At 41.3% G+C, this 24,298-nt stretch carries 22 protein-coding genes and 1 pseudogene; 21 read left to right on the top strand and 2 right to left on the bottom strand.

What is annotated here, in order from left to right:
- Positions 1-49: 49 nt before the first annotated feature.
- Entirely contained in the window at positions 50-553 is a 504-nt protein-coding gene (locus ACR42H_RS16110) for a DinB family protein (RefSeq protein ID WP_252245094.1), read from the bottom strand.
- A gap of 259 nt (positions 554-812) precedes the next feature.
- Between ACR42H_RS16110 and ACR42H_RS16105 the strand changes: the two genes are divergently transcribed.
- Complete coding sequence (locus tag ACR42H_RS16105) at positions 813-1,877, top strand: tetratricopeptide repeat protein (protein ID WP_436371832.1); 1,065 nt, start codon at positions 813-815, stop codon at positions 1,875-1,877.
- 128 nt (positions 1,878-2,005) lie between these two features.
- Here ACR42H_RS16105 and ACR42H_RS16100 read toward each other — a convergent pair whose 3' ends face one another.
- The gene (locus ACR42H_RS16100) at positions 2,006-3,040 is read right to left on the bottom strand and encodes a GIY-YIG nuclease family protein (protein WP_436371830.1); all 1,035 of its coding nucleotides are present in this window, start codon (positions 3,038-3,040) and stop codon (positions 2,006-2,008) included.
- Positions 3,041-3,303: 263 nt separating this feature from the next.
- Between ACR42H_RS16100 and ACR42H_RS16095 the strand changes: the two genes are divergently transcribed.
- The 20 genes and pseudogenes from ACR42H_RS16095 (at position 3,304) to ACR42H_RS16000 (ending at position 24,034) form a co-directional block, all read left to right on the top strand.
- Positions 3,304-3,675 (top strand): glycoside hydrolase family 30 beta sandwich domain-containing protein, encoded by a 372-nt coding sequence (locus tag ACR42H_RS16095; RefSeq protein ID WP_436371828.1) that lies wholly within the window; start codon positions 3,304-3,306, stop codon positions 3,673-3,675.
- A 587-nt stretch (positions 3,676-4,262) separates the two neighbouring features.
- On the top strand, positions 4,263-4,709 hold the full coding sequence (locus tag ACR42H_RS16090) for a YaiI/YqxD family protein (RefSeq protein ID WP_061794443.1): 447 nt from the start codon (positions 4,263-4,265) through the stop codon (positions 4,707-4,709).
- A 35-nt stretch (positions 4,710-4,744) separates the two neighbouring features.
- Positions 4,745-4,936 (top strand): hypothetical protein, encoded by a 192-nt coding sequence (locus ACR42H_RS16085; RefSeq protein WP_048008527.1) that lies wholly within the window; start codon positions 4,745-4,747, stop codon positions 4,934-4,936.
- Between the two features lie 239 nt (positions 4,937-5,175).
- Positions 5,176-5,703: pseudogene (locus ACR42H_RS16080) on the top strand (glycoside hydrolase family 30 protein); the annotation flags it as partial.
- On the top strand, positions 5,692-5,964 hold the full coding sequence (locus ACR42H_RS16075; RefSeq protein ID WP_436376964.1) for a glycoside hydrolase family 30 beta sandwich domain-containing protein: 273 nt from the start codon (positions 5,692-5,694) through the stop codon (positions 5,962-5,964). The pseudogene ACR42H_RS16080 and the gene ACR42H_RS16075, both read left to right, overlap by 12 nt.
- Positions 5,965-6,262: 298 nt before the next feature.
- Positions 6,263-8,047 carry a sigma 54-interacting transcriptional regulator gene (locus tag ACR42H_RS16070; protein ID WP_436371825.1) on the top strand — a complete coding sequence of 595 codons (1,785 nt, stop codon included), beginning with the start codon at positions 6,263-6,265 and terminating at the stop codon, positions 8,045-8,047.
- Between the two features lie 263 nt (positions 8,048-8,310).
- Entirely contained in the window at positions 8,311-9,291 is a 981-nt protein-coding gene (locus ACR42H_RS16065) for an aminopeptidase (protein WP_436371823.1), read from the top strand.
- Positions 9,292-9,307: 16 nt separating this feature from the next.
- On the top strand, positions 9,308-10,825 hold the full coding sequence (locus tag ACR42H_RS16060) for a tripartite tricarboxylate transporter permease (RefSeq protein WP_436371821.1): 1,518 nt from the start codon (positions 9,308-9,310) through the stop codon (positions 10,823-10,825).
- On the top strand, positions 10,822-11,865 hold the full coding sequence (locus ACR42H_RS16055) for a tripartite tricarboxylate transporter substrate binding protein (protein WP_436371819.1): 1,044 nt from the start codon (positions 10,822-10,824) through the stop codon (positions 11,863-11,865). The genes ACR42H_RS16060 and ACR42H_RS16055 overlap by 4 nt, the downstream gene beginning before the upstream one ends.
- 15 nt (positions 11,866-11,880) lie before the next feature.
- Positions 11,881-12,327: a tripartite tricarboxylate transporter TctB family protein gene (locus ACR42H_RS16050; protein ID WP_436371817.1), complete on the top strand. Its 447-nt coding sequence runs from the start codon at positions 11,881-11,883 to the stop codon at positions 12,325-12,327.
- 118 nt (positions 12,328-12,445) lie between these two features.
- Positions 12,446-13,570, top strand: a complete 1,125-nt coding sequence (locus tag ACR42H_RS16045) for a 2-keto-3-deoxygluconate permease (protein WP_404324473.1) — start codon at positions 12,446-12,448, stop codon at positions 13,568-13,570.
- A 16-nt stretch (positions 13,571-13,586) separates the two neighbouring features.
- Positions 13,587-14,351: an enoyl-CoA hydratase/isomerase family protein gene (locus ACR42H_RS16040; protein WP_436371815.1), complete on the top strand. Its 765-nt coding sequence runs from the start codon at positions 13,587-13,589 to the stop codon at positions 14,349-14,351.
- A gap of 46 nt (positions 14,352-14,397) precedes the next feature.
- Complete coding sequence (locus ACR42H_RS16035; protein ID WP_436371813.1) at positions 14,398-15,393, top strand: aminopeptidase; 996 nt, start codon at positions 14,398-14,400, stop codon at positions 15,391-15,393.
- 37 nt (positions 15,394-15,430) lie between these two features.
- Complete coding sequence (locus tag ACR42H_RS16030) at positions 15,431-16,576, top strand: CaiB/BaiF CoA transferase family protein (RefSeq protein ID WP_436371811.1); 1,146 nt, start codon at positions 15,431-15,433, stop codon at positions 16,574-16,576.
- Positions 16,577-16,621: 45 nt separating this feature from the next.
- Positions 16,622-17,149 (top strand): gamma carbonic anhydrase family protein, encoded by a 528-nt coding sequence (locus tag ACR42H_RS16025; protein WP_436371809.1) that lies wholly within the window; start codon positions 16,622-16,624, stop codon positions 17,147-17,149.
- The gene (locus ACR42H_RS16020; protein WP_436371807.1) at positions 17,146-18,453 is read left to right on the top strand and encodes an aspartate aminotransferase family protein; all 1,308 of its coding nucleotides are present in this window, start codon (positions 17,146-17,148) and stop codon (positions 18,451-18,453) included. Before ACR42H_RS16025 ends, ACR42H_RS16020 begins: the two co-directional genes overlap by 4 nt.
- A complete protein-coding gene (locus ACR42H_RS16015; protein WP_436371805.1) occupies positions 18,440-19,864 on the top strand; it encodes an NAD-dependent succinate-semialdehyde dehydrogenase in 1,425 nt (474 codons plus the stop codon). The genes ACR42H_RS16020 and ACR42H_RS16015 overlap by 14 nt, the downstream gene beginning before the upstream one ends.
- A gap of 17 nt (positions 19,865-19,881) precedes the next feature.
- Positions 19,882-21,282, top strand: coding sequence for an FAD-binding oxidoreductase (locus tag ACR42H_RS16010; protein ID WP_436371804.1), 1,401 nt, complete (start codon positions 19,882-19,884; stop codon positions 21,280-21,282).
- On the top strand, positions 21,279-22,577 hold the full coding sequence (locus tag ACR42H_RS16005) for a (Fe-S)-binding protein (protein ID WP_436371802.1): 1,299 nt from the start codon (positions 21,279-21,281) through the stop codon (positions 22,575-22,577). Before ACR42H_RS16010 ends, ACR42H_RS16005 begins: the two co-directional genes overlap by 4 nt.
- A 449-nt stretch (positions 22,578-23,026) precedes the next feature.
- Complete coding sequence (locus tag ACR42H_RS16000; protein ID WP_436371800.1) at positions 23,027-24,034, top strand: hypothetical protein; 1,008 nt, start codon at positions 23,027-23,029, stop codon at positions 24,032-24,034.
- Positions 24,035-24,298 lie beyond the last annotated feature (264 nt).

The following is a 24,298-nucleotide window of genomic DNA, read 5'->3' as shown; positions in this document are numbered from 1 at the left end:
AAACTAAGAAAAACGCCCGGCCATCTCCGAGCGTTTTCCTCATTCCCTTTTAAAGCGGCGGATTAGTGACACCTAAATTAACCCAATCTTCTTTTGGCGGACCATACACCCCAAATGGCTTTAATCCTGCCTGGCGGATGAGAATGGTCAATTGCCCCCGGTGATGCACAATGTGTTTGATTAATCCCATCAAAATTTGGGCATTGGTTTCTTCTCTTCCAAATGCATTCTGTGTCTGGCTCAATGAGTCATCTGTCCATTGCTGTTCAATCGCCAGAGCAGCTTCCTCACTCAACTTTTTAAATGTATCCGCAATTTCTTTTGCCGAAGCGGGGACATTTTCTTCATTGACAGCCTTTTCTATTTTTAACCCGAAATGAGCTAAATAATCTGGAATACTTGCTGTTAAATGCCAGGCAATTCGCCCTAAGGTGCGTCCTTCCGGGTAAACCTGCTGCTTTAAAGAGTCATCTGTTAATCCGTCCAACACCTTTTGCGTCAGCACTGCCTCTCTTTTCCATTCATTAATAAAGTCTGAAATGGTTACATACATTAATCGTTCCTCCATTCGTTGGATATTATAGGTAAATCATAAAACATTTGTTCGTGTTTTTCAAGCTCAAGTAAATATGGGAGAAATTAAAAGATCTATGCCACCTATAATGTATGAGATTTGCTACAAAAAATTCATATTTCATTCGACAATATTCGCGCGAAACGGAGGAATGATTTCTATATAGTTGAAAGTGTTCCTGATACAAGATAGATGCGGTGTCAATGCTGGCACCTTTGAATAGAAATGAGGTGTAGGGATGAGGACTTTAAAGATAAAAGACTTAACCCTGGACGAGCTGGAGCTGCTTGAACAGGATCTTCACGAAAACGGGGAAAAAAGCGATTACGGCTTTTACATGCAGCTTGTGATCGTTTATGAAACTATGTATAAAAAACTAAGAAGCTTAGCCAGAAACAGCGGTCCGGAATATGATAATGCACTTCAGTACACGAAGAAACTGCTTGTTTCCCATCTTATCAAATTCGGAGCATATATAAAAATGAATCATTTCAAGGATGACGGTGACGCTGTAGAGTCTCTCATCAAGGCCATCGGTTTAGAGCAAAAACTTCCCATTGCCTATTATCGTCTTGGTTTTCTGGCTTATAAACATGGCAAGTATGGATCAGCTGTACGCTATTTTCAGCAAGCCCTGAATAAGCAGCTTCTGAATGACCCAAGGTACGCCCTTAATCAGCAGCAGGAATTCCATGCACATATGTATCTGGCCAACAGTGCTTTATATGTTGCCAGCCAAACCTATGATACTATGGGAAAACTCCCCTTTTCGCCTGAGGAGCAGCTGCCGAATCCAGAGCTGTCGCCATTATTTGAAACATTGGCATCGAATGAAAAATACTTACAAAACCATGCGTTCTACAAAATAACAAAAAATAAAACCGAAACATGTTCAAAGGAAGCATGTGAAGACCTCTATGAAAACAGTGAATCCAATGAACTAGTCCTGTACTTTAATGACCGCGAAAATATTCTCTTATTTAATGGAGAGGAAGTCATTGTCACCCCAACCCAGGCCAATATGATCAGACACTTCCTGCTCTCCTCCAGCAAGGAAAATCCCTGCACGAGAATCACCATGCGTGATTTCTATGGTAGAACGGGAACCGATGGAGAGGTAAAGAAGAACACCTTTATCAAATCTATTGAAAGACTGAGAGTATCTCTGAGATCAATTGATATACCTGAGGTTATTGATGTTACTCAGTACAGGGGGGAGACTGCTTATTATTTTAATGAGTCGGTACCTTTTACTGTTTTGTTTAGGGTGGATGAGGTTTTTGAGAATGAGTATGTGAGCTGAAATGTACGAATGAGGAGCCTAATCAGCGGTTATTATAACCTGCCGATTAGGCTCCTTTGCATGGAATGCATGTCACAGATCGGTCTTACCTGGAGGGAAATGCAATAAGAATAGCCCCCATATTCATATTAGATAAGGGGCTGGAAGTGTTGAAGGTTATTTAGTAAATTCTTTACTTCCTGACCCAGTGTGGAATGATTCTCAGGGTCCAGCCAGCTTTCTGGAATGATTAGATAAGAGCAGCTGTCGCTGTGTAAATAACGGTAAATAATATGCGCTGCAGCGATTTCATGTCTCCTAATGTCTCCGGCAGCATTTCCTTCATCTTTTTTAAAATAAGCTAAAATGCTCGTTTTTATTTTTTCCTCAATGCCGCCTACTTCTGAATAGTTGTGGCTGAACAGAATCTCCGTCCTTTTCATAAGGAAAAGTTTAATCGTTGAATCTGTTAATCTTTCGATAGCGGCGATATTATGATTTTCTTCGGTGAATTCGATCACTTTTTCTTTTCTTAACAGGGAGCTTACTGCCTGTATATGATCCCGATAGGCGGAGGCCGCTTCAAATTCAAATGCTTCAGAGGCGTCCAGCATCATTTGATTCATGTCCTCCAGAATACTCATGTCAGTGCCTTTCAGAAAACCGATAAACCTGTCCAGGATGTCATTGTACTCTTGTTCCGGTGGCCCGCCAAGACACCGGCCAAGGCAGGAGCCTAAGGAATAATTCAGGCAGGCGGAGTTCGTTCCATTGGGATTGCTGCAATTCAGCTTAAAGCATTCCTTTAAACCCCGGAGAGCTCTTTCCACATTGCTTCTGCTTGTAAAAGGGCCAAAATAAATCTTGCCGTCATTCTCAATGGGATTAAAGGTAATATCAATTTTACGGTGATTGCCAGTAAGGCTGATCGAGATATAAATGAATGACTGCGGACTCTTCATCATTCGATTATATAGCGGCTTAATGCTTTTAATTAATTGGCATTCAAGCATAAAAGCCTCGAATTCAGTATCTGTCAGGATATAGTCGAAATCCCTTAAGTGTTTGACCAGCTTTTTAATCTTTGGTGAATGATTTGTGGAGTCCCGAAAATAAGACTGAACCCGATTCTTTAGATTTTTCGCCTTCCCCACATATAGAATTTGACCTTGGGAATCCTTCATCAAATATACGCCTGGAGTTAAGGGCAGGTTTTTCACCTTGTCAGGGAGATTAATAGGGATTCATTCCTTTACTGGGATATTTATTTAGTATTTTATCATGGGATGGGATTTGGGGGCTATTTCTCTGATTTGGGTGTTGGCATGGATATGTACTGCTTGTGAAGGCATGAATTTGAAAACTTAGTTAGTCAATTGCAACCGGCGGCGGTAAGGCAGGAGAATGGCATACCGGAAAGCAGTATGGCCGAAACATCATCGGCGACTTGAACAATCACCTTGAAGCATGGATTGACTGGAATCTAGTGCTGAATGAAGAAGGCGGACTGAATCATGTAGGGAACTATTGCGATGCGCCAGTGATTGTGGATACGAAGAAGGACGAGGTGCACTATAACAGCTCCTACTATTATATTGGGCATTTCAGCAAGTTCATTAAGCCTGGAGCCAGGCGAATTGGCAGCCAGACATTGAGTAACCGCATATTAGCCACCGCCTTTGAGAATATCAATGGTGAAACGGTGGCGGTTTTGATGAAAGAGCATGACAGAGAAGAAGAAGTGTCTTTATCCTTTGGGGGGAAAATTATGATGGTGGTTCTTCCTGAGCATTCTATTGCGACGGTTTTTATTCATTGATTGAATAGAAGGGCATGACCCCGGCTATTTAAATAAGTTGCAGGTTGGATTTCTATTTTTTCGGGGACCCTTAAGACAATAAACGTTAAAAACACCCTTTTGAAGGGTGTTTTTAACTGTACAGTACAAATATACTATGATTTATTAAAAGTGTTACCGCATTAGCAAAGTAAATTTGTGAACTATTGTACCTATACAAACGGGATCGAGAGTTGATCAACAATAAACAATATTGTTATTGTGGTAAATGATGTCTTTTGTTGTATAAAAAGGATAGATGTATACAGGTGATCATCCTGTTCATTTATCCTTTTTCTTTTACACCTATAAAATGTGTGACTTTCTAATCAAGTATTTAGTTCTAAGGTATCCTAGAGATTTAATATAAGCAGATGATTTAGCTACCTATTTTGTAGGCCATTGAACGACCATTTGCCAACAAAATTCTATAAAGTATAATATGAGGATAGAAAAATACAGCAAAAGGAAGAACTCTTGATTATTTTTAAACAAAAGTCACCAGACTCTTTTATAGTTGAAAAAGATTAAGTTAAATAGTAAGTCGAACTTCTTAACAGGAGGGAAAGATGAAAATTTATGTGGATGCAGATGCTTGTCCGGTGAAAGATATTATTATTGCAGAAGCAAGGGATTTTGAAATTCCGGTTATCCTTGTTACAAGCTTTTCTCATTTTTCTAATGCAGAACAGCCATCAGGAGTGAAAACCATTTATGTTGATTCTGGAGCAGATGCTGCAGATTATCGGATTGTGAAGTTAGTGGAAAAAGGAGATATTATCGTGACGCAAGATTATGGTCTTGCGTCACTAGGTTTAGCAAAAGGAATTATCGTCCTCCACCATAAAGGATTTAGATATACAAATGAAAATATTGACCAATTATTACAAACACGTTATTTAAGTGCAATGGCTAGAAAAAGCGGACAGCGAACGAAGGGACCAAAGCCTTTTACAGCAGAAGACCGGGAGCAATTTAGGGATCTTTTTAAACAGGTTATTTCACGTAAAATTTAAGCTGAACTTAGAGATTCAGAAAGGAGCTAAATATTTTGAAGTATTTAAAATCGCAAATGCAACAACTAATTAAGGAAAATAAAGAACTCCATACACGCTTTAAAGAACTGAAGGCTGAGCATGGTCTTGAGAAAAACAATGCCCTCAAGGCCTTGTACCATTCAGAAGTTGCGGATGGAGGAAAGTATCAGGTAGCTTACCAAGCACTTGATCAGCCCAAAAAGTAGACTCTTATATCTAATTATACTTACTAAAAATTCTGTTATAAATGCTGGATGGTATAAGTGGATTAAGTTAGTGACCAAATTATGAAGTGGGTTGCTACGCAGTACAACGATACTGCGTATTCGAACGACATATAATTGTTCTCTTTGTAGAAGAATGTACTTATTAACGAGGGCTTGAGTTTAATAAATAATAAACTTGAATCACAGAGGGACGGTATTATTCGAAGTACATAGCGGCGATGGAAGAGGAAGGGGTGCCCATCTGGGGAATCACCATTCAGAACGAACCTGAAGCAAAGCAGGTATGGGACTCCTGCCTGTACACAGGTGAAGAAGAACGGGATTTTATCAAAAATCATCTTGGTCCATCCTTTGAGAAACATGGCCATGGTGATGTGAAGATTATCATCTGGGATCATAACCGGGATGTCATTTTCGACAGAGCCCAAGCCGTCCTGTCCGATCCAGAAGCTGCTAAATATGTGTGGGGAACGGGAGTCCATTGGTAAGTGTCTGAGGAAATTTAGAATCTTTCCAGGGTTCACGATGCTTTCCCTGACAAGCACTTAATTTTCACAGAAGGGTGCATAGAAGGCGGTCCTCAGCCAGGCGAATGGCATACCGGAAAGCGGTATGGCCGAAACATCATTGGCGACTTGAACAATCATCTTGAAGCATGGATTGACTGGAATCTCGTTCTGAATGAAGAAGGCGGACCGAATCATGTCGGGAACTATTGCGATGCGCCAGTGATTATGAATACGAAGAAGGATGAGGTTCATTATAACAGCTCCTACTATTATATTGGGCATTTCTGCAAGTTCATTAAGCCAGGAGCCAGACGAATTGGCATCCAGGCATCGGATAATCGCCTATTGGCCACCGCCTTTGAAAATATTAATGGTGAAACGGTGGCGGTTATGATGAATGAGAATGATAGCATAGAAGAAGTGTCTCTATCCCTTGGTGGGGATAGTATGATGCTGGTTCTTCCGGAGCGTTCTATAGCGACGGTTATTATTCATTAATAGGAGAACAGCCCTGATTGGGGGCTGTTTTTTTGTATATTGTGTAAGACTTGTAAGCATGTATCAGGTGCTTTTTCTTAATACAATTTTGTAGGGTGTCTTATCCATTTCTTAACTATTTTATCGATATATTTCTTTCCAAAGAGATATTAAAAAACACTAAGACTTAATGAATATTCAGAATTTTCCAGAGGTTTTTCTCCTTTCGAATCGAATGATATATATTATCCTGCAATTTTGTAATGACTGATAAACTGTCCTGCTAATTATGAGGATTTAATGTACGAGGAGGATGGGAATGGGTAAATCGATCCTTTTTGAAATTCAAGAAGAAGTGAACTTAGTAGCAGAAGCCATTAAATCTGTTCTGTCTTTAGAAGTAATTATTTATGATAAAAATAAAGTTGTTGTTACGGCCACAGGCGGGGGCACGCATGCAGTTGTGGGTGAGCCGGTTCGAGGGCATATCATCGCAGAAGTCTTAAAAACAAATCAGCCTGTTTACAACTTTGAGCCAGGTTTTCATGACGTGTGCAAAAGCTGTATCCTTCATCAAAATTGCCCTGAAAAATCAGATGTTTCATATCCATTAACACATGAGGGTGAAATTGTCGGGGTTATCAGTTTAACGGCGTTCTCTGAAAAACAAAAAAATGAATTTAAAGAGAAGCATCGTATTTTGTCCAATTACCTCGGTAAAATGGCAGATTTAATCAGCAGCAAAATAAATGGAACATCGCTTTTAAAGAAATATTTATCCACCTCTCAAATGCTGCAAGTGACGATTCAATCCATGTACGAGGGAATCATTGCTGTTGATCAGAAAGGGTACATTTTAGAGATGAATCCTTCTGCAGAAAAAATACTAAATATAAGAAAACACAATGTTTTAACTTTGAATATTTCAGAAGTTATTCAAAACCTTCCGATTACAAAAGTATTTTCAACAGGACAAGGATACTTGGATAAAGAATGTTCTCTTATAGTAAATGGAAAACTGATTCAAGTCATTATCAGTGTTAACCCTCTGATCCATAACAGCCAAATTATTGGATGTGCCATTACCCTCAAAGATTTAGCCGAAGTTCAAAAGTTTGCCTATTCTATAACATCTGAGGTAGATGATTCCACATTCGATATTATTGTGGGAAAAAGCCCTGCTATATTGCAGACAAAGGCTGCAGCCAAAAAAGTTGCGGCAACAGATTCTACAGTCATCTTTTTGGGGGAGAGCGGAACAGGGAAGGAGCTTTTTGCCAGAGCACTGCACCAAGAGAGCAAAAGAGTAAATAAACCATTTCGGGCCATTAATTGTGCAGCCATTCCTGAACATTTACTGGAAAGTGAATTGTTTGGATATAGTGAGGGTGCGTTTACGGGTGCAAGGAAAAGTGGAAAGCCCGGAAAATTTGAAATGGCACAAGGAGGTACTATTTTTCTGGATGAAATAGGTGATATGCCATTGCATTTGCAAGTGAAGCTGTTAAGAGTGTTAGAAGAAAGAAAAATTGAACGGATTGGTTCGAATAACTCAATAGATATTGATATCAGAGTCGTTGCAGCAACCCATAAAAACTTAGAAAAAATGGTAGCTGACGGAGAATTTCGGCAGGATTTATTTTTCAGGCTAAGCGTCATTCCGCTTCATATTCCCCCGTTGAGGGAAAGGGATGGGGATATTCTCGTCCTGCTCCAGCATTTTGTGCAGCACTATGACAAAATTACGGGAAAGAAAGTGAGAGGTTTCACTCCTGATGCGGAGAATCGGCTATGTTCGTACAACTGGCCAGGTAATATACGTGAACTTCAAAATGCTGTGGAATATGCCATAAACATGGCAACTGACCACTGGATTAGAGTAGAAAACCTTCCTCCAAGAATCCGTGAACAAAATCACCTGAAAGCTGATAAAGAAAATATTACTCTGGCAGAAATGGAAGAAAGAATGATCATGGACGCATTAAAGAGATATGGTGATACATTGAATGGAAAGAAACAAGCTGCAGATGAACTTGGTATAAATGTAGCAACTCTATACAGGAAAATTAATAAATACGAGCTTAATCGCAAAATGCAATTATAGTTCGCAAATTGCAATTATAGTTCGCAAATTGCGATTACGTTAAAAACATAGCAGATTTGTCTTTTCTTCTTAATTTGGACAGATCTCCTATGTTTTTTTTGCAATTTGCGAACAATGGACCTTAGTGATGTTTTCGATAAAAGAGAAGTTGTCTTGTATATCCCTTATAAACTGGGAGTCTTAAAGAAAAATAAAGAAAAATCATAACTTGGCACGGTACTTGCATTCTAACTAGTTGAAGTAAAAAAACGAGGGGGAGTGCAATGAGAATCATCAATAAAATGTTTATGATGAAGTCCGTTCAGACTTTATTGCAGACATGTCTAAATGTAAAGCCTGGAGAAAACCTATTGATTCTAACGGATACAAATACGACAGAGATTGGAGAGGTTTTCGCACTTGCCGGGGAAGGGATGGGAGCAGAGGTTGTTATGACAATTATGAATCCCACCACAAGGCATGGGGATGAACCGCCAAGAATCATTGCAGAGGCAATGAAAGCAGCTGATGCGATTGTTGCACCAACGACTTTTTCTATTAATCATTCTACTGCGAGAAAAGAAGCAAGTAATGCAGGAGCAAGATTAATATTTATGCCCGATGCGAATGACGAGGTTTTCTTAGATGGTTCACTGGATATCGATTATTTTGCACAAAAGAAAATAATCGATAAGGTATCCGCCATACTTGAAGAAGGAGAACGGTTGAGCATAACAACCCATCTAGGTACAGAGCTTTCTATGTCCATATCAGGACGTCATGCTGTACCTCAAACTGGAATTTGCCATGAACCTGGAAGTATTTCACCCCCGCCTTGCATTGAAACAGCAGTGGCACCAATAGAAGGGACGGCAGAAGGAGTCATGTACATTGATGGGGCCATTGTGCCGGGAAGGGCATGTGAAGATCCGGTTAAAGTCGTCTTTAGAGAAGGAAAAATCATTTCCATTGAAGGAAAAGAAGATGCTGAAATGCTTAAGCAAACGCTGGAAAGTTACAATCATCCCAATGTATATTGCGCAGTGGAAATGGGAATTGGCATGAATCCAAAGGCGAAAATTGGAAGAGGAGGGCAGCTGGAAGACGAGGCAGAGTACGGAACGATGCATATTGGAATTGGCAATGGCATTACATTTGGAAGCAGTATCAGAGCCCCGGGGCATTGTGATTTAGTGATTCGAAAACCGACAATCAAAGTGGATGGGAAAATCCTTATGAAAGATGGAGAACTCTATATAGATTAGGGGGAGGGAGGTTTATTTGGGAGAATTAAGTCTAATTGGCGAATCACTGGCCAGTTTCTTTACAGTTAAAATCATGCTTTTGTTTCTTTTTGGGACAGTTGCCGGAATGGCAGTAGGCGCACTCCCGGGTCTTACCACTACCATGGGAGTATCCTTGCTGATTTCATTTACCTGGGGGATGGAATGGATCGAAGCAATGGTTTTAATTGTGTCGGTTCATATAGGAGGAACCTATGGCGGGTCCACGCCAGCCATCTTCTTAAATATCCCTGGTACGCCTGCATCAGCTGCAACTGCTATGGATGGCTATCCAATGGCCCAGCGGGGGGAAGGAGGACTGGCAAGAGGACTAGCAACCTTTCAATCCTTTTTAGGTACGATTCTGGCAGCTGTTTTATTTCTGATCGGGGCGCCGCTCCTGCTGGATTTAAGTATGAACTTCGGGTCATGGGAGTATTTTCTGCTTGCCATGTTTGGAATTATTCTCAGCGCAAACCTAACGGCAGAATCACTGTCCAAGGGGCTTATTTCCGGGGCCTTAGGGTTAGCGCTAGCCACTGTAGGCGTGGACAAGATCACAGGTGCCCAGCGTTTTACTTTTGGAGAAAGTTCTCTAATGGATGGTTTTAGTCTAATTGCCGTTTTAATTGGAGTATTCGGAATAGCTGAGGTAATCGACTCTATTATGCAGCTGAAGAAGCCTTTAAAAGCGGAGAAATTCCAATCTATAATTCCACCGTGGAAGATGATAGTTAAGTTTTTGCCCGCGGGCGGAAGATCTTCTGTTATAGGAGCAACGATAGGAGCGATACCGGGGGTTGGGGCTGATGTAGCAGCCTGGGTTTCCTACGATGTGGCCCGCCGAAGAAGTAAGAAGCCTGAGACCTTTGGCAAGGGAAATCCAGAAGGAATCGTTGCAGCAGAAACGGCGAATAACGCTTGTGTGCCAGGTACATATATACCGATGTTAATACTTGGTATCCCTGGTGACGCAGTCACAGCTGTTATTATAGGAGGCCTTTTGCTTCACGGATTGCAGCCGGGTCCGCTTTTACTGACACAAAATCCGGATATTTTAAATCAATTTTTTATCATTTTAACGATATCCGCTGCGTTTATGCTTGTGTTTGGATTATTTTTCTCTTATTTGTTTCAGAAAATCCTATCTGTTCCCAGAAGTATAGTTTTGCTGATTGTAACGGTATTTAGTGTGGTAGGGACTTTTGCAGTAAATAACCGGCCATTTGATATTGGAATTATGTTTCTTTTTGGCATCATCGGTTTTCTTATGCGCAAAGTCGGGCTGGCTGCCCCTCCTTTAGTGTTAGGGCTGATCCTTGGTTTAATGGCGGAACAGAATTTCCGAAGAGCGATGGTGAGTGCGGATTATTCATTCGGGCCATTCTTCACACGGCCAATTAGTCTTTTCTTGCTGGTCTGTATTGTATTTCTGCTTTTAAATCAAAATTCATTCCTGACAAAACGCTTAAAGCATTTGTGGGGGAAAATAAAGCCTAAGGGGGCAAACGGATGAAACTAAAAATGATGTATCTGACTCTATTTTCAGGGGTTCTGATATTGAGTGCATGTGCTGGTAACCAATCAAATCAAAAGGCATCTGGAAACAGCAAGGAAGCCGAAAATAATTACCCTTCACAGCCAATTGAAATTATTGTCGGTTTTGGTGAGGGAGGAGGCACTGACACAATGGCCAGGACCCTGCAGCCGATCCTTCAGAAAGAATTGGGAGAATCCATTGCGGTGAGAAACATGCCTGGAGCCTCCAGTGCATTGGCCCTTGAATATGTTAACGAACAGGAGTCGGACGGACACACCATCCTATTCCAAACCGATCTGGTCCGAGTATTTCCAACAATGGGCATGACAGATTTAACATACAAGGATTTCGAGCAAATTGGAATTGGCGCAATGGGGATTGCCAATTTTACAGTTAAAGACAACTCTGACCTGAAAACGTTTGATGATGTGGTTCAGCTATTAAAAGATGGAAATGCGAAGGTTGGTGTGGCAGCGATTGGGGACCCATGGCACCTCACTTTGGAGATTGTGAATAGTGTCGTGGGTGGAGATGCCGAAATTATCACATATGACTCTGGTTCAAATGCTGCCATGGCTGCCATGAAGGGCGAGGTGGATTTCTCAATCAGCGGGGTTAATGAGGTAGTGGATCTGCTTCGGGCAGGGGATTTGCGTTCACTGGCTGTTATGGATAATAAAGCTTTTGAAGTGGATGGCCTTGAATCAATTCCGCCGGTCACTGAATTTGTTTCTGATTTGGAAAAATATGTACCGGAAGGAACCTGGTGGGGGCCAGCTGTGAAGCGCGGAACACCTGAAGAAATCGTAACCAAAATTAGAGACGCATACAACAAAGCGATCAGCAGTGATGAATTTAAGGAATTTACAAAGAAACGGGCAATTGTCCTAACAGATATTGAAGATAGTCAAGAATATACAAAACAAATCACCGAAAAAACAAGCTGGCTGCTTTGGGATATTGGTGTGGGAAAACGGTCACCGGAAGAAGTAGGAATCAGCCGGCCAAAAGAGTGATAGAAAGGAGAAAAGATGCGGATAAATAAAGATTATCTTTTGGCGGGAATTGTTTTCGCGATTGGTCTCTTTTTTGTAATAGGCAGCTATAATTTCCCGCCGGGAGAACATTTTTTAAATTCATCTCGTTCATTTCCCATGCTGCTCGGCTATAGTTTGACAGGTCTATCAATCTGGCAGTTTGCCCAAACGTTCAGAAAGAAAAAAGAGGAGGAAGAGGAAACAGCTTCTGTCTCCATTCAGGAAGTTAAAAGAGGGATACTATATCTGCTTTTAACAGTTGTTTATATCTTTCTGTTAATACCTTTCATAGGGTTTCTGTATTCTACTTTAATCTTTTTACTCATTGGCATGCTGTATTATAAGGAAGTTCGCTGGTATACGGCCACATTAGTATCCATAGGGATGATTGGATTCATATATGTGGTGTTTGAAAAACTCATGTATATTCGATTACCTTAAAAACGAAATTATTATTTACTCTCTTACATGATCCAATGATTCAATGAAAGACGAGGAGACAGGATTTAAAGAATTCGCTGTAAAAGGAAATCAAATAATAGATATGGCGGTGATTTAAATGAGGATAAAGCAAACAATTGAAAGAGTTCCCGGAGGACTGATGGTCATCCCGCTGATGCTTGGCGCTTTATTTAATACGATTGATCAGCTTCACATTCCATTTATAATGAATTTCCTTAAAAGCATAGGGGTATCGCCGGTTGAAGAAGGAATTTATGAGTTTATGAAAATCGGAGGATTCTCGGAAGCACTCTTTAAAACTGGAACGTTAACACTCATTGGCTTGTTCTTATTTTGTGCAGGCAGCCAGATGAATTTGCGGGTAGGCGGAAAGGCTTTAAAGAAAGGAATTCTATTAACAGGAAGCAAGTGTTTGACCGGGATTGCAATCGGAATTTTATTTGGGATGTTTTTTGACCCAATGAATGGTCTGCTTGGATTATCTACCCTGGCTATTATTGCCGCCATGACCAACGGAAATGAAGGAATGTATGCAGTGTTGACAGGGCAATATGGGAATCGGTCAGATGTTGGAGCCATTTCCGTCCTGACTCTGAATGACGGTCCTTTTTTCACCATGCTGGCTTTGGGGATGGTTGGCGTTAATTTTCCTTTAATCGCATTCATAGCTGTCCTGCTTCCAATTGCTTTAGGGATGCTGTTAGGGAATCTGGATGAAGACATTCGGGAGTTTTTAAAGCCTGGAGAAACGCTGCTTGTACCATTCTTTGCTTTCTGTCTTGGTGCAGGGATGAATTTCATGAGTTTCTTTAATCCTGAAGCTGTTTGGGGAGGTTTAGCTCTCGGGTTTGCCACAGTCATTTTTACCGCATTAACCGGAATCCTGGTCTATAGGCTATTTGGAGAAAAAAGTACGATTGGCCCTGTTGCAGAAGCATCGACTGCGGGGAACGCAGTGGGTACACCTGCTGCAATCGCAGCGGCAGCATCAGTGGCAGCGGGTGCCGGTCTGATGACGGTGGAGAAGGCTCAAAGTTTTCAGGAAATTGCCAATTTAGCCACAATACAAATTTCCATTTCTACTATTACTACCTCGATATTATGCCCAATAGCCGTCATTTTATGGGATAAGTATCAAAGAAGCAAAGGCATAGATGGACGTCTGGAGGATATACCCGGAAAAAAAATAAAAATCTCTGCTGAGCTCGAACAGGAATCTTAGAAGGGTGATGAAAAGCTTGGAAAAAATTCATGCTGAAATATCCGATTTTATTTGCACCATTACCATTAAGAACCCGCCAATGAATATCTTGACAAAAGAATTTCGGGAAGAGTTCGTTCCCTATATGGAGAAGCTGAAAACCTCTTCGGATGTCCGGGTTATTATCCTTACGGGAGAAGGGGATCGGGCATTTTGCGCGGGAGCCGATTTAAACGAAGAAGGAGAGCTGACTCCTGAATCTGTCCGGCATTTCTTAGAGGAAGATTGCAGAATTTACGATATTGTCAATGAAATGCCCCAGCCTGTCATTGCCGCAGTTAATGGCTATGCGTTTGGCGGAGGGTTTGAGCTTGCCTTAGCCTGTGATATTCGTATCATGTCGGAACGTGCCAAGCTTTGTGCAGCAGGGGTAAAGGTTGGACTGGTTGTCGGGCCAACTCGTTTAGTAAGGCTGTTGGGTGAAGCATATGCCAAAGAAGTGATTTTGACAGGCAGAACGATAACAGCTGAGGAAGCGTTGCAAAGAGGTTTGGCAAGCAGAGTGGTATCCCATGACAAGTTACTGACAGAAGCGCATGAATGGGCACAGCTGATTGCTTCCCGTGCTCCAATCGCAGTTAGACATGCGAAGAACACGATTCAGAAAACGATGGATTTTGAGTGGCAGGAAGCAATGGAACAGGAACTGGATGCGTTTATAGAATGCCAGGATACATGGGATCACAAGCATGCGATTGAATCGTTCTTTAACAAAAAGCAGCCAGTATTTAAAGGTATATAGTTTTAAACTTTATAAAAATTGATGAATCAGGGAGTTGTTTTAAAAGATGAAAGAAGCACTAATGTACCCGGCCGCTACAGCACTCGTAAAAGTTCTGGCAGGTGTTAAGAGCGGGGAAAAAGTTGTCATCCTGACAGATTTTTTAACGGATGGAATCACAAAAGTTCTGGCATCTGTGGTCTGTTCACTCGACGCTGAGCCCATCACGATCTCAATGCCGCCAAGGAAAGGGCATGGAGATGCATTGCCGGATGCAGTCGCAGCGGCTATGAAGGAAGCCGATGTGATCATCGCACCGACAACCTATAACATTGCCCATACAAAAGCCCGCCATGATGCACAAAGGGCAGGAGCCCGAGTATTAATCTTGCCTGAAGCACATGAAGACATTTTATTAAGCAAGGGGCTGCGTGCTGACTTTGCTGCACTAAGACCTCAAGTTGAGAAACTGGCAGACATATTGACAGCTGGTGAATTTGTCCATATCACGACATCCCTTGGCACAGATTTAAGATTTTCCATCAAAGGGAGGTCAGGTAGAGCTCTAACAGGGTTTGCAAACAGTACGGATGTTTCGGCAGCTCACTGCATCGAATCCAGCATTGCTCCGGTTGAAGGAACCGCTGAAGGAATTTTAGTGGTAGATGGGAGTATTCCAGGGGTGGGTCTAATAGAGACTCCAGTTGAAGTGGTATTTAAGGAAGGAAAGGCGGTTTCGATTACAGGAGGCAGAGAAGCTGAGCAATTCAGGAAAATATTAATGGAGAAGAATGATGAAGAAGGCAATATCTATTTTGCCGGTGAGTTTGGCATAGGCATGAATCCAGAATGTGAATTGGAAAACAGCATGCTAAGTGATGAAGGGGTTTATGGAACCATCCACATTGCTTTAGGTACGAATGCATATATCGGGGGAACTGTGAAGGCCAAAGGGCATTACGATATGGTCGTAAAGGGCCCGCGGGTCGAAATCGACGGCAAACTCATTCTGGACAATCAGGAACTCTATTTATTTGAAGATAAAGCCTTAAATAGACTTTGAGAGAGTGGAATCCATTTTAAAGAAGGAGATGGTTTGAATGAGTGCATTGGAAGGCATTAGAGTAATTGACTTAAGCCAGGTTATGGCAGGTCCTTATTGCGGTATGCTGCTGGCCGATATGGGTGCTGATGTCATTAAAGTTGAACCCCCAAAAGGGGAAAGCACCAGAAGATGGTCCCCGTATAAGGAAGGGGAAAGCGGCGCGTTTATGGCGATAAACCGGAACAAGCGCAGCATAACGCTTGATTTAAAAAGCGCAGAAGATCAGAAAGTATTTTATAAGTTAATTGAAACTGCTGATATTTTGATAGAAAATTTCCGTCCCGGGGTAGTTAAGCGTTTAGGCGTTGATTATGAAACACTCAATCAGATTAATCCGAAACTGATCTACTGCTCTATTTCGGGATTCGGCCAGTATGGCCCATATTCATCCCGCGGCGGTTATGACTTAATCGCACAGGGAATGACCGGAATTATGAGTGTGACAGGTGAACGGAATGGCAACCCGGTAAAATGCGGCCTTCCAATTATCGATTTGGGTTCAGGCCTGTTTTCTGTCTATGGTATTTTATCCGCATTGTATTCCAGGGTTCATTCCAATGAGGGGCAGTATATTGACGCTTCTTTATATGATACGGGACTCGCATTATCGGTCTGGGAAAGCACCCAATATTGGTTTACTGGGGAAACACCTGCACCTACCGGAAGCGGACACCGCTTGTCTGCTCCATATCAGGCATTTCGTGCAAGTGATGGTTATTTTACTGTTGGTGCAGATACACCGCATCATTGGCCAGTATTTTGCCAGATCATCGGCAGGCCGGAATTCTTATCTGATGACCGATTTGCTGATGATGCCTCACGGATTCAGCACTTAGATGAATTTGTCCGATTAATTGAGGAGAAAACGAGTCTGAATCCGAGACATTACTGGCTGGAAAAATTCGAAAAAGCGGGAATTCCTGCTGGCCCGATAAATACCTATCCCGAATCTTTAACAGACCCGCATACACTGTCCAGAAGAATGATAGAAGAGGTTGTGCATCCTGTTGCCGGGAAAATAAAAGCATTAGGGATTCCTGTCAAACTATCAAAAACACCTGGAAAGATCGCGAAATCGGCTCCTGTGTTGGGAGAACACAAGGAAGAGATTCTAAAAGAATTAGGACTCGCAGCTAAATAAGTTGTGATAGATAAATCCTGATACTCATTAAGGAGAAGGATATGCATGATTGAACAATTAAAAGGGCGGGTTCCTTTCATTCATGCCGAAACCATGATACATGGCTCGGCACAAGTGATTGGCGACGTCAGAATAGCCAAAGATGTCAGTGTATGGCCTCAATCAGTTTTAAGAGCAGATGATGATAATTTTATCGAAATTGGTGAAGGAAGTAATATTCAGGACGGCTGTATCTGCCATGTGACACCTGAGGCTCCTTTAAGGATAGGGAAAATGGTAACTGTAGGGCATGGTGCCATTTTACATGCCTGTACGATCGAGGATGGAGCTTTGATTGGCATTGGTTCGATTATTTTAGATGGGGCTGTCATTGAAAAAGGAGCACAAGTTGGAGCGGGTGCGTTAGTTCCTCCAGGGAAAGTGATTCCTAAAGGCAGCTTAGCAATTGGAGTTCCTGCCAAAATCGTGCGGGAACTAACAGAAAATGAAATACATGACCTGGAAAAAAATGCAGAAGAATACATCGAGCTATGGAAACGAGATTATCGTGAAGAGAGTGAGGAGTCATTATGATTAAAGAGAATAAAAGTTTAGCAGAAAGAGGCGACCGTGTTTTGCCCCCGGCTGCCAACAGAGTAACGAGGATAGGTGTAACGAAAGCATTTGGCTCAACCATAGAGGATGAGAACGGAAAAAAATATCTCGATTTTGCCAGTGGTGTAGGAGTAAATAATGTGGGACACTGCCATCCCGAGGTAATTGAAGCGGTTAAGCAGCAGCTGGATACCATGATTCATGTTGGCCATAATGTAGCTTACTATCCATCCTATATTCAATTAGCGGAGGAACTAAATGAATTAACCGGATCACAGAAAATGGTGTACTTTTCAAATAGCGGAGCAGAAGCGAATGAGGGAGCTATCAAATTAGCGAAAAAAGCGACAAAGCGTCCAGCCATCCTATCATTCAAACGTGGATTCCATGGACGGACACTCGCAGCGACATCGATTACTTTCTCAAGCTCAGCTTATCGTCAGGATTATGAAGGCCTTCTTCCAAGTGTATATGCTTGTGAATATCCATATTCTTTTAGAACCGGGCTTAGTTATGAAGAAGAGACGGAACGATGTATTCAAAGCATCAATGAAGTATTCCAGTATCAAGTGGCTCCATCCCAGGTGGCAGCCATCATCCTTGAACCTGTACAGGGAGAGGGCGGGTATATTGTACCTCCGAAAGAATTTTTGAAACAAATAAGAGAAATATGTGATCAGCAAGGGATATTGCTTATTTTTGATGAAGTTCAGACCGGATTCGGAAGAACAGGAAAAATGTTTGCCTATGAACATTTTGGAGTAGAGCCGGACATTCTTACCTTAGGAAAGGGAATTGCTTCAGGCTTCCCTTTAAGTGCCATCATTTCCAAGAGGGAAATTATGGAAAAATGGGAGCCGGGAACACATGGAGGCACTTATGGCGGAAACCCTGTCTCGTGTGCGGCAGCCTTGGCTTCCATTGAAATTCTAAAACGGGAAGGAATAGATAATGCCCAAACTTTAGGGGGATATCTAAAGCAGCAATTATATGATTTACAGTCAGAATATTCTGTAATTGGTGATGTTAGAGGTCTGGGCCTGATGATCGGCATTGAGTTTACGGATGAAAAAGGCCGCCCGGATGCCAGTACAGTAAATTGGCTGAAGAATTTTGCTTTAGAACACGGAGTCATTCTTTTAACCTGCGGCACTGAGAAGAATGTTTTGAGGTTTATCCCGCCAGTAACGGTATCAAAAGAGGAACTTGACCAGGCAGTTTCTGTACTGAAAAAAGGATTGCAGCAGCTCGCAAAAAAGGAGAACGGTCATGCTATATATTAATGGTGAATGGAAATCTTCCAAAAAAAATAAATCGATAACTGTGTATAATCCTGCTACTTTAGAAAAATTCGGTACGGTCGCTTATGGAGGGAAAGAAGAGGCCGAGGAAGCAATCCAGGCAGCATCCGCTGCCTTTCAAGACTGGAAGAAAACAAGCGCAGTTGAGAAATCGCAATATCTTAGAAAAATTGCCGATTGTCTAAGAGACAGAGAAGAAGATCTGGCAGTAACCATTACAAAAGAGATGGGCAAACCCCTGAAAGAATCCCTTGGTGAAGTCAAACTGGCGATTTCCTATATGGATTGGTATGCAGAGGAAGCGAAGCGTATTTATGGAGAGACGATTCCAGCTTCCAGCCGGGATAAGCGCATACTGGTTCTGCAGGAGCCGGTTGGAGTGACTGGCGCGATTACACCATGGAACTTTCCAGCCGCCATGGTTACCCGCAAAATTGCACCAGCGTTAGCTGCCGGGTGTCCTGTCATCCTAAAACCAGCTTCAGCTACTCCTTTAACGGCAGTGAAAATTTTTGAAGCCATTCATCAGGCTGGTCTGCCAAAAGGAGTAGCCAATCTGATTATTGGACCTTCTAATGAGATTGCTCAAACGTTATTAGACAGCAAGCAGGTGCGAAAACTGACTTTCACAGGTTCAACGGCAGTTGGGAAAAAGCTGATGAGGGACGCATCAAATACGGTCAAAAAAGTTTCAATGGAGTTAGGCGGTCATGCCCCCTTTATCGTATTTGAGGATGCTGATTTAGAGAAAGCCGCAGAAGCAGCGGTTGCAAGCAAGTTCAGGAATGCAGGACAAACGTGTGTCTGTACAAACCGGATTTATGTTCAGAAGGAAGTGGCAGAGGAATTTACCCGCTTGTTTGCAGAAAAGGTAAATCGTCTGCAAATCGGGAATGGCATGGATGATGATACAGATATTGGGCCATTAATTAATGAAGAGAGCCTTGAAAAAGTCATTGAACATGTGGAGGATGCCAAAGAAAAAGGCGGTGTGGTGATTTGCGGCGGATCACTGGCAAATATGAATACTAAAGGTGTATTCTATCAGCCTACTGTTATTCAACATGCAAATGAATCGATGAAGATTGCAAGAGAAGAAACATTTGGCCCAGTGGTGCCGATTTTCACCTTCGAAACGGAAGAAGAAGCAATCGAACGGGCCAATCATCCAGAATATGGACTTGCATCCTACTGCTTCACTTCTGATTTAAATCGCGCCTTCCGGGTAATGGAATCTCTCGAATATGGCATTATTGGCATTAATGATTCGATGCCGACAACAGCGCAAGCCCCGTTCGGAGGAATGAAGGAAAGCGGTGTAGGAAGAGAAGGGGGCAAGTACGGAATGATGGAGTATCTGGAAGAGAAGTTTGTGTCGCTCAATATTGGATAACCAAAGGGGCCATCAGAATGGAATTATTAATGGAGGAAATAAGAAGCATAATACCTTCAGACCAAATATTAACGAGTTTGGCTGATCGATATAGTTATAGTTATGATGCTTCATTCGGCAGCTATCTTCCTGAAGTGGTCATCCAGGTGAAAAATAAGGAGGAGATCTCTTCACTTCTGAAGCTGGCCAATACATTTAACATACCGGTATACCCCAGAGGTCAGGGGACTTCCTTAAGCGGAGGTCCTCTCCCTGTTAAGGGGGGAATGGTTTTAGATATGTCCCAATGGAATGGTGATTTGAAAATTTACCCGGATGATTTGGTGGCTGTCGTATCACCAGGTGTACTGACAGCGAACATCAATCAGGAAGCAGAAAAGTTTGGACTCATGTACCCCCCTGATCCAAGCAGTGCCCATGTATCAACGATAGGAGGGAATTTAGCGGAAAACTCCGGCGGACCAAGGGGCTTAAAATATGGGGTAACGAAGGATTATGTTATTGGTTTGGAAGTGGTAACACCTGAGGGAGAAATTATCAAAACAGGTGGAAAGACTATTAAAAATGTAACTGGATATGACTTAACAAAATTGATCGTTGGATCGGAAGGCACGCTTGGCATCATTACGGAAGCAACACTGAAATTAGTGCCAAAGCCACCAGCATCAAAGACCATGATGGCTGTCTTTGATGATCTTGTCCAGTCAGGACAAGCGATTTCGAAAATATTAACTTCCGGAATCCTTCCGGCCAAAATGGAAATAATGGATCAGTCCTCCATAATAGCTGTGGAGAACTATCAGCCGCTGGGGCTCCCTATTGAGGCAGAAGCCATACTCTTAATAGAACTCGATGGCCACCCTCTGGCTATTGAAGAAGAAATGAAAACAATAGAAGAGATTTTTACAGATTTTGAATCTGTGAAAGTGAAAATTGCAGAAAATCAGGAAGAAGCACAGAGTTACTGGAGAGCAAGAAAGCTGGTTTCCCCGGCTATTGTAAAAATAAAACCAACGAAAGTATCTGAAGATGCAACAGTACCCCGCAGCAAGATACCCGATATGTTCCAAAAACTAAAAGAAATCCGGGAGAAATATGATATTCATCTAGTCGTGTTTGGACATGCGGGTGACGGAAACCTTCATCCAAATATAATTTGTGATAAAAGGGATACGGAGGAAATGATACGTGTTGAAAAAGCAGTAGAAGAAATCTTTAGAGCTGCTGTTGAACTGGGAGGGACACTCTCCGGTGAACATGGAATTGGCACATTGAAAGCCCCTTTTATGGAAATGGAATTGGGTGCAGCCGGACTTGATATGATGAAACGAATTAAACAAATATGGGACCCGAATAACATCTTAAATCCCGGTAAAATCTTTCCTGAAGAAGGCCAGAAGCTGGTGCTTAGGGAATGAGTACAGGAGCCGGTCTAAAAGACAGATTACATTATAATGAGACGTTTAATTGTGTCCAATGCGGATATTGCCTGCCGGTTTGCCCCACTTACGAAACGATGAAGAGCGAGGTGCATTCGCCGCGTGGCAGGATTAATCTTGTCAAAATGCTGGCAGAAGACAAAATCAAGGCAGAGGATTTGCGGGAACCCATTGAAAAATGCCTGGGATGCCGAGCCTGCGAAACAGCCTGTCCCACCAGTGTTCAGTATGGGAAGATTTTAGAAGGAGCAAAAGAAGTTCTAGAATTTGCAGAGGAAAAATCGAGAGCGCAAAAAATAAGTGAATCATTGATTTTTGATCAAATGTTTCCATCGAAGCGATGGATGACTACCTTTGGAAATCTTTCATGGTTTTATCAAAAGTCCGGGCTGCAAAAAATGGCACAAAGAACAGGTATAACCCAATATGCCCCTCTTCATCTGGGGAAATTTGAGTCCGTTCTCCCTGACCTTCCATCTCCCGCAGAACGGAAAAACAGGGCTCGCCTCTTCAAAGCCATTGGTTCCAGGAAAGTTACTGTTGGATTTATTACCGGCTGTGTAATGGATGCCATCTTCTATGAGACGAATCGAAACACAATCGACCTGCTGACCAAGGCAGGAGCTGACGTACTTATTCCTGTAAATCAGACGTGCTGTGGAGCACTGCATGCCCATGCCGGAAAAATAGCGGACGCTAAAGTTCTTGCCAAAAGAAATATAGAGACATTTGAAAGCGAAAAAGCAGACTATATCGTTAACAATGCTGGAGGATGCGGCGCGACTCTTTTGGAATATGGTGAACTTTTTAAGGGCGACATCGAGTGGGAAAGCCGTGCACAAGCCTTTTCTTATAAGGTAAGAGATGTTTCACAGGTGCTATCTGAATTAGATGGTTTGAGCTTTACAAAGGAAGTGAATGGAACAATAACCTTTCAGCCATCCTGTCATATGATCAATGTTCAAAAGGTAAAAGATGAGCCATTATCTTTATTAAAGCAAGTAAAAAGCAAAGGGTACCGTGAAATGAAGGACAAGGAACGGTGCTGTGGATCGGCTGGCATCTATAATATTGTTAACTACGAGGATTCGATGGAGATATTGGATATTAAAATGAAAAATGCAAGAAACACAAATGCATCTATAATTGTAACTTCAAATCCGGGCTGCCTGCTGCAAATGAAATTAGGTATTCAAAGGGAAGGGATGGAGAAGAGTGTAAGAGCTGTTCATCTTGTAGATTTGCTGGTTGAGGCTGGGGCGGTTTCTAAATGATCAATAAATTATATAAATGAAGTTGCCTGCAATGGATTCAACAGTCATCCCCATATAAACATCTTTAAACACACGGTTTTCATAAAAAAATGGGGCATCATCCGCACAGTGAGAATACTGCGCGGTTTTTTAATTGAAATTTATTGATTTAATGGTTGTGTGGCAGGCTCCTAGCATCACAAAAATTTTTGTGGGACTTTGTTTTCATGTTATTTAAACAAATCTCTTTGATTTACTATTAAGGCAACCTAAATGCGGAAGTTAGTTAATGAGCAAACTAAACAATAACTATTACTTTTTTATAGATCTAGAGTTAAAAAATAACTACTGTGCAAATATATACTTTTTGTTTTATGATACATATCTTAAGATATAGTTATATAAGCGTGGCTATAGCTGTGTGTGGTATAATATGGTATAAAATTGTGTTATTAAAAAGGAAGATGTAAGTGGATTATTTTACAATAATAAAAGACTATTTAATAGAAGAAATGAAAAATACAGATGCTTTTTCCGGCTTTATCCCCGCTTTAATGACATTGGTAATTACGGTAGTATTAACCATGTTGACTAAAGTAAGGAAGAAAAGAGAAGTAAAAATCAATTTTAAGCGAAACAGCGAAGTAATCCTAGAAAATACTGAGAAATCCACTATGGTCGGTAGGGAAAATCAGGATTCCACTTTTGATGAAATTTCCATACTAGTTGACCGATTTCTTAAAGTCTATACCATTCATGGTATTTCTATTAATCAAATTTACTCTTTTGTTGACAAAGAATTTGACTTGAAGATTTCAGACTTCAAGGATAAGAATTCAATTATTAATGTTTTAAATGCAGAACTTTTGGAATGGACTGCTAAGACTTTTGGTGTTCAAATAGAGTGGATGTACGGAAAGACAGAGAAAATTTTTCCTTCTCGATATTTTTATAAACGGGTAGTGAGCTTCTGCAAACAGGTAATAGCACTGAGAGATAAGGTTGAATTTATTCAAATTATATTCATACGAGAAAGTAATTTAAACTACAAAAGTGCTGACGAACAGCCAGTAGGAATCATTGTGGAATTTTGTAAAGAAGTCAATGGAAGTAATCTTTCATTATATTATCCTATTACTGAATATGGGGATTGGAGTTATTGGAAATCTAGGTATCAGTTAAAATCCATTGTTTATCTATTGGAAAAAGTAGATGAGTTTAACCTTTCTCCTGTTGGAATTAAGTTGAAAAAAGGATCTATTGATCGAATAGTTTCTGGAAAAGAGTTTATTCAAGAAATTTTTAATGTTAATAAAACACTATATACCTGGCATCCTTATGATTATACCTCAAATCCACGGCATTACCATTCATTAGAGGGTGATGAGTATAAAGAACTAATAGACTATATTCAGAATGAAAGATATGTTTATAGATTAAAAGAGGGATTAGTAGTAAAGAGTGGAGAATCTCAATGAGCAAACCTATAAATGAAATTTATCTTTGTGTTGCTGATTGTTTAGTCTATAAATCAAAACTCTGATGCTTAAAAAAGAAATTAATTTAAGAATGTGCGGATCTAGGGTGTGAAAATGAAAAATTGAAACTCGATCTTCACAGTGAAACACTGCAAAGACGTATTTATTGGATTCGGGGAATTTTGTTAAATAATGCCCAAATGACTTTTTCCCTGATGAAAATAATATAAAAAAATAGTTTGATTGCCTTTAGCAGCTATCCGA

The sequence above is a fragment of the Cytobacillus sp. BC1816 genome (assembly GCF_051353635.1).
Taxonomy (GTDB): domain Bacteria; phylum Bacillota; class Bacilli; order Bacillales; family Cytobacillaceae; genus Cytobacillus; species Cytobacillus oceanisediminis_C.
The sequence above is the reverse complement of the archived record's forward strand: the minus strand, read 5'-3'. Positions and strand labels throughout refer to the sequence as shown.

Excerpts from the sequence above, each read along its gene's own strand:
- ACR42H_RS16110 (WP_252245094.1), bottom strand. The coding sequence starts at position 553 with ATGTATGTAACCATTTCAGACTTTATTAATGAATGGAAAAGAGAGGCA.
- ACR42H_RS16105 (WP_436371832.1), top strand. The coding sequence starts at position 813 with ATGAGGACTTTAAAGATAAAAGACTTAACCCTGGACGAGCTGGAGCTG.
- ACR42H_RS16100 (WP_436371830.1), bottom strand. The coding sequence starts at position 3,040 with ATGAAGGATTCCCAAGGTCAAATTCTATATGTGGGGAAGGCGAAAAAT.
- ACR42H_RS16090 (WP_061794443.1), top strand. The coding sequence starts at position 4,263 with ATGAAAATTTATGTGGATGCAGATGCTTGTCCGGTGAAAGATATTATT.
- ACR42H_RS16075 (WP_436376964.1), top strand. The coding sequence starts at position 5,692 with ATGAATACGAAGAAGGATGAGGTTCATTATAACAGCTCCTACTATTAT.
- ACR42H_RS16070 (WP_436371825.1), top strand. The coding sequence starts at position 6,263 with ATGGGTAAATCGATCCTTTTTGAAATTCAAGAAGAAGTGAACTTAGTA.
- ACR42H_RS16065 (WP_436371823.1), top strand. The coding sequence starts at position 8,311 with ATGAGAATCATCAATAAAATGTTTATGATGAAGTCCGTTCAGACTTTA.
- ACR42H_RS16055 (WP_436371819.1), top strand. The coding sequence starts at position 10,822 with ATGAAACTAAAAATGATGTATCTGACTCTATTTTCAGGGGTTCTGATA.
- ACR42H_RS16050 (WP_436371817.1), top strand. The coding sequence starts at position 11,881 with ATGCGGATAAATAAAGATTATCTTTTGGCGGGAATTGTTTTCGCGATT.
- ACR42H_RS16045 (WP_404324473.1), top strand. The coding sequence starts at position 12,446 with ATGAGGATAAAGCAAACAATTGAAAGAGTTCCCGGAGGACTGATGGTC.
- ACR42H_RS16035 (WP_436371813.1), top strand. The coding sequence starts at position 14,398 with ATGAAAGAAGCACTAATGTACCCGGCCGCTACAGCACTCGTAAAAGTT.
- ACR42H_RS16030 (WP_436371811.1), top strand. The coding sequence starts at position 15,431 with ATGAGTGCATTGGAAGGCATTAGAGTAATTGACTTAAGCCAGGTTATG.
- ACR42H_RS16025 (WP_436371809.1), top strand. The coding sequence starts at position 16,622 with ATGATTGAACAATTAAAAGGGCGGGTTCCTTTCATTCATGCCGAAACC.
- ACR42H_RS16020 (WP_436371807.1), top strand. The coding sequence starts at position 17,146 with ATGATTAAAGAGAATAAAAGTTTAGCAGAAAGAGGCGACCGTGTTTTG.
- ACR42H_RS16015 (WP_436371805.1), top strand. The coding sequence starts at position 18,440 with ATGCTATATATTAATGGTGAATGGAAATCTTCCAAAAAAAATAAATCG.
- ACR42H_RS16010 (WP_436371804.1), top strand. The coding sequence starts at position 19,882 with ATGGAATTATTAATGGAGGAAATAAGAAGCATAATACCTTCAGACCAA.
- ACR42H_RS16005 (WP_436371802.1), top strand. The coding sequence starts at position 21,279 with ATGAGTACAGGAGCCGGTCTAAAAGACAGATTACATTATAATGAGACG.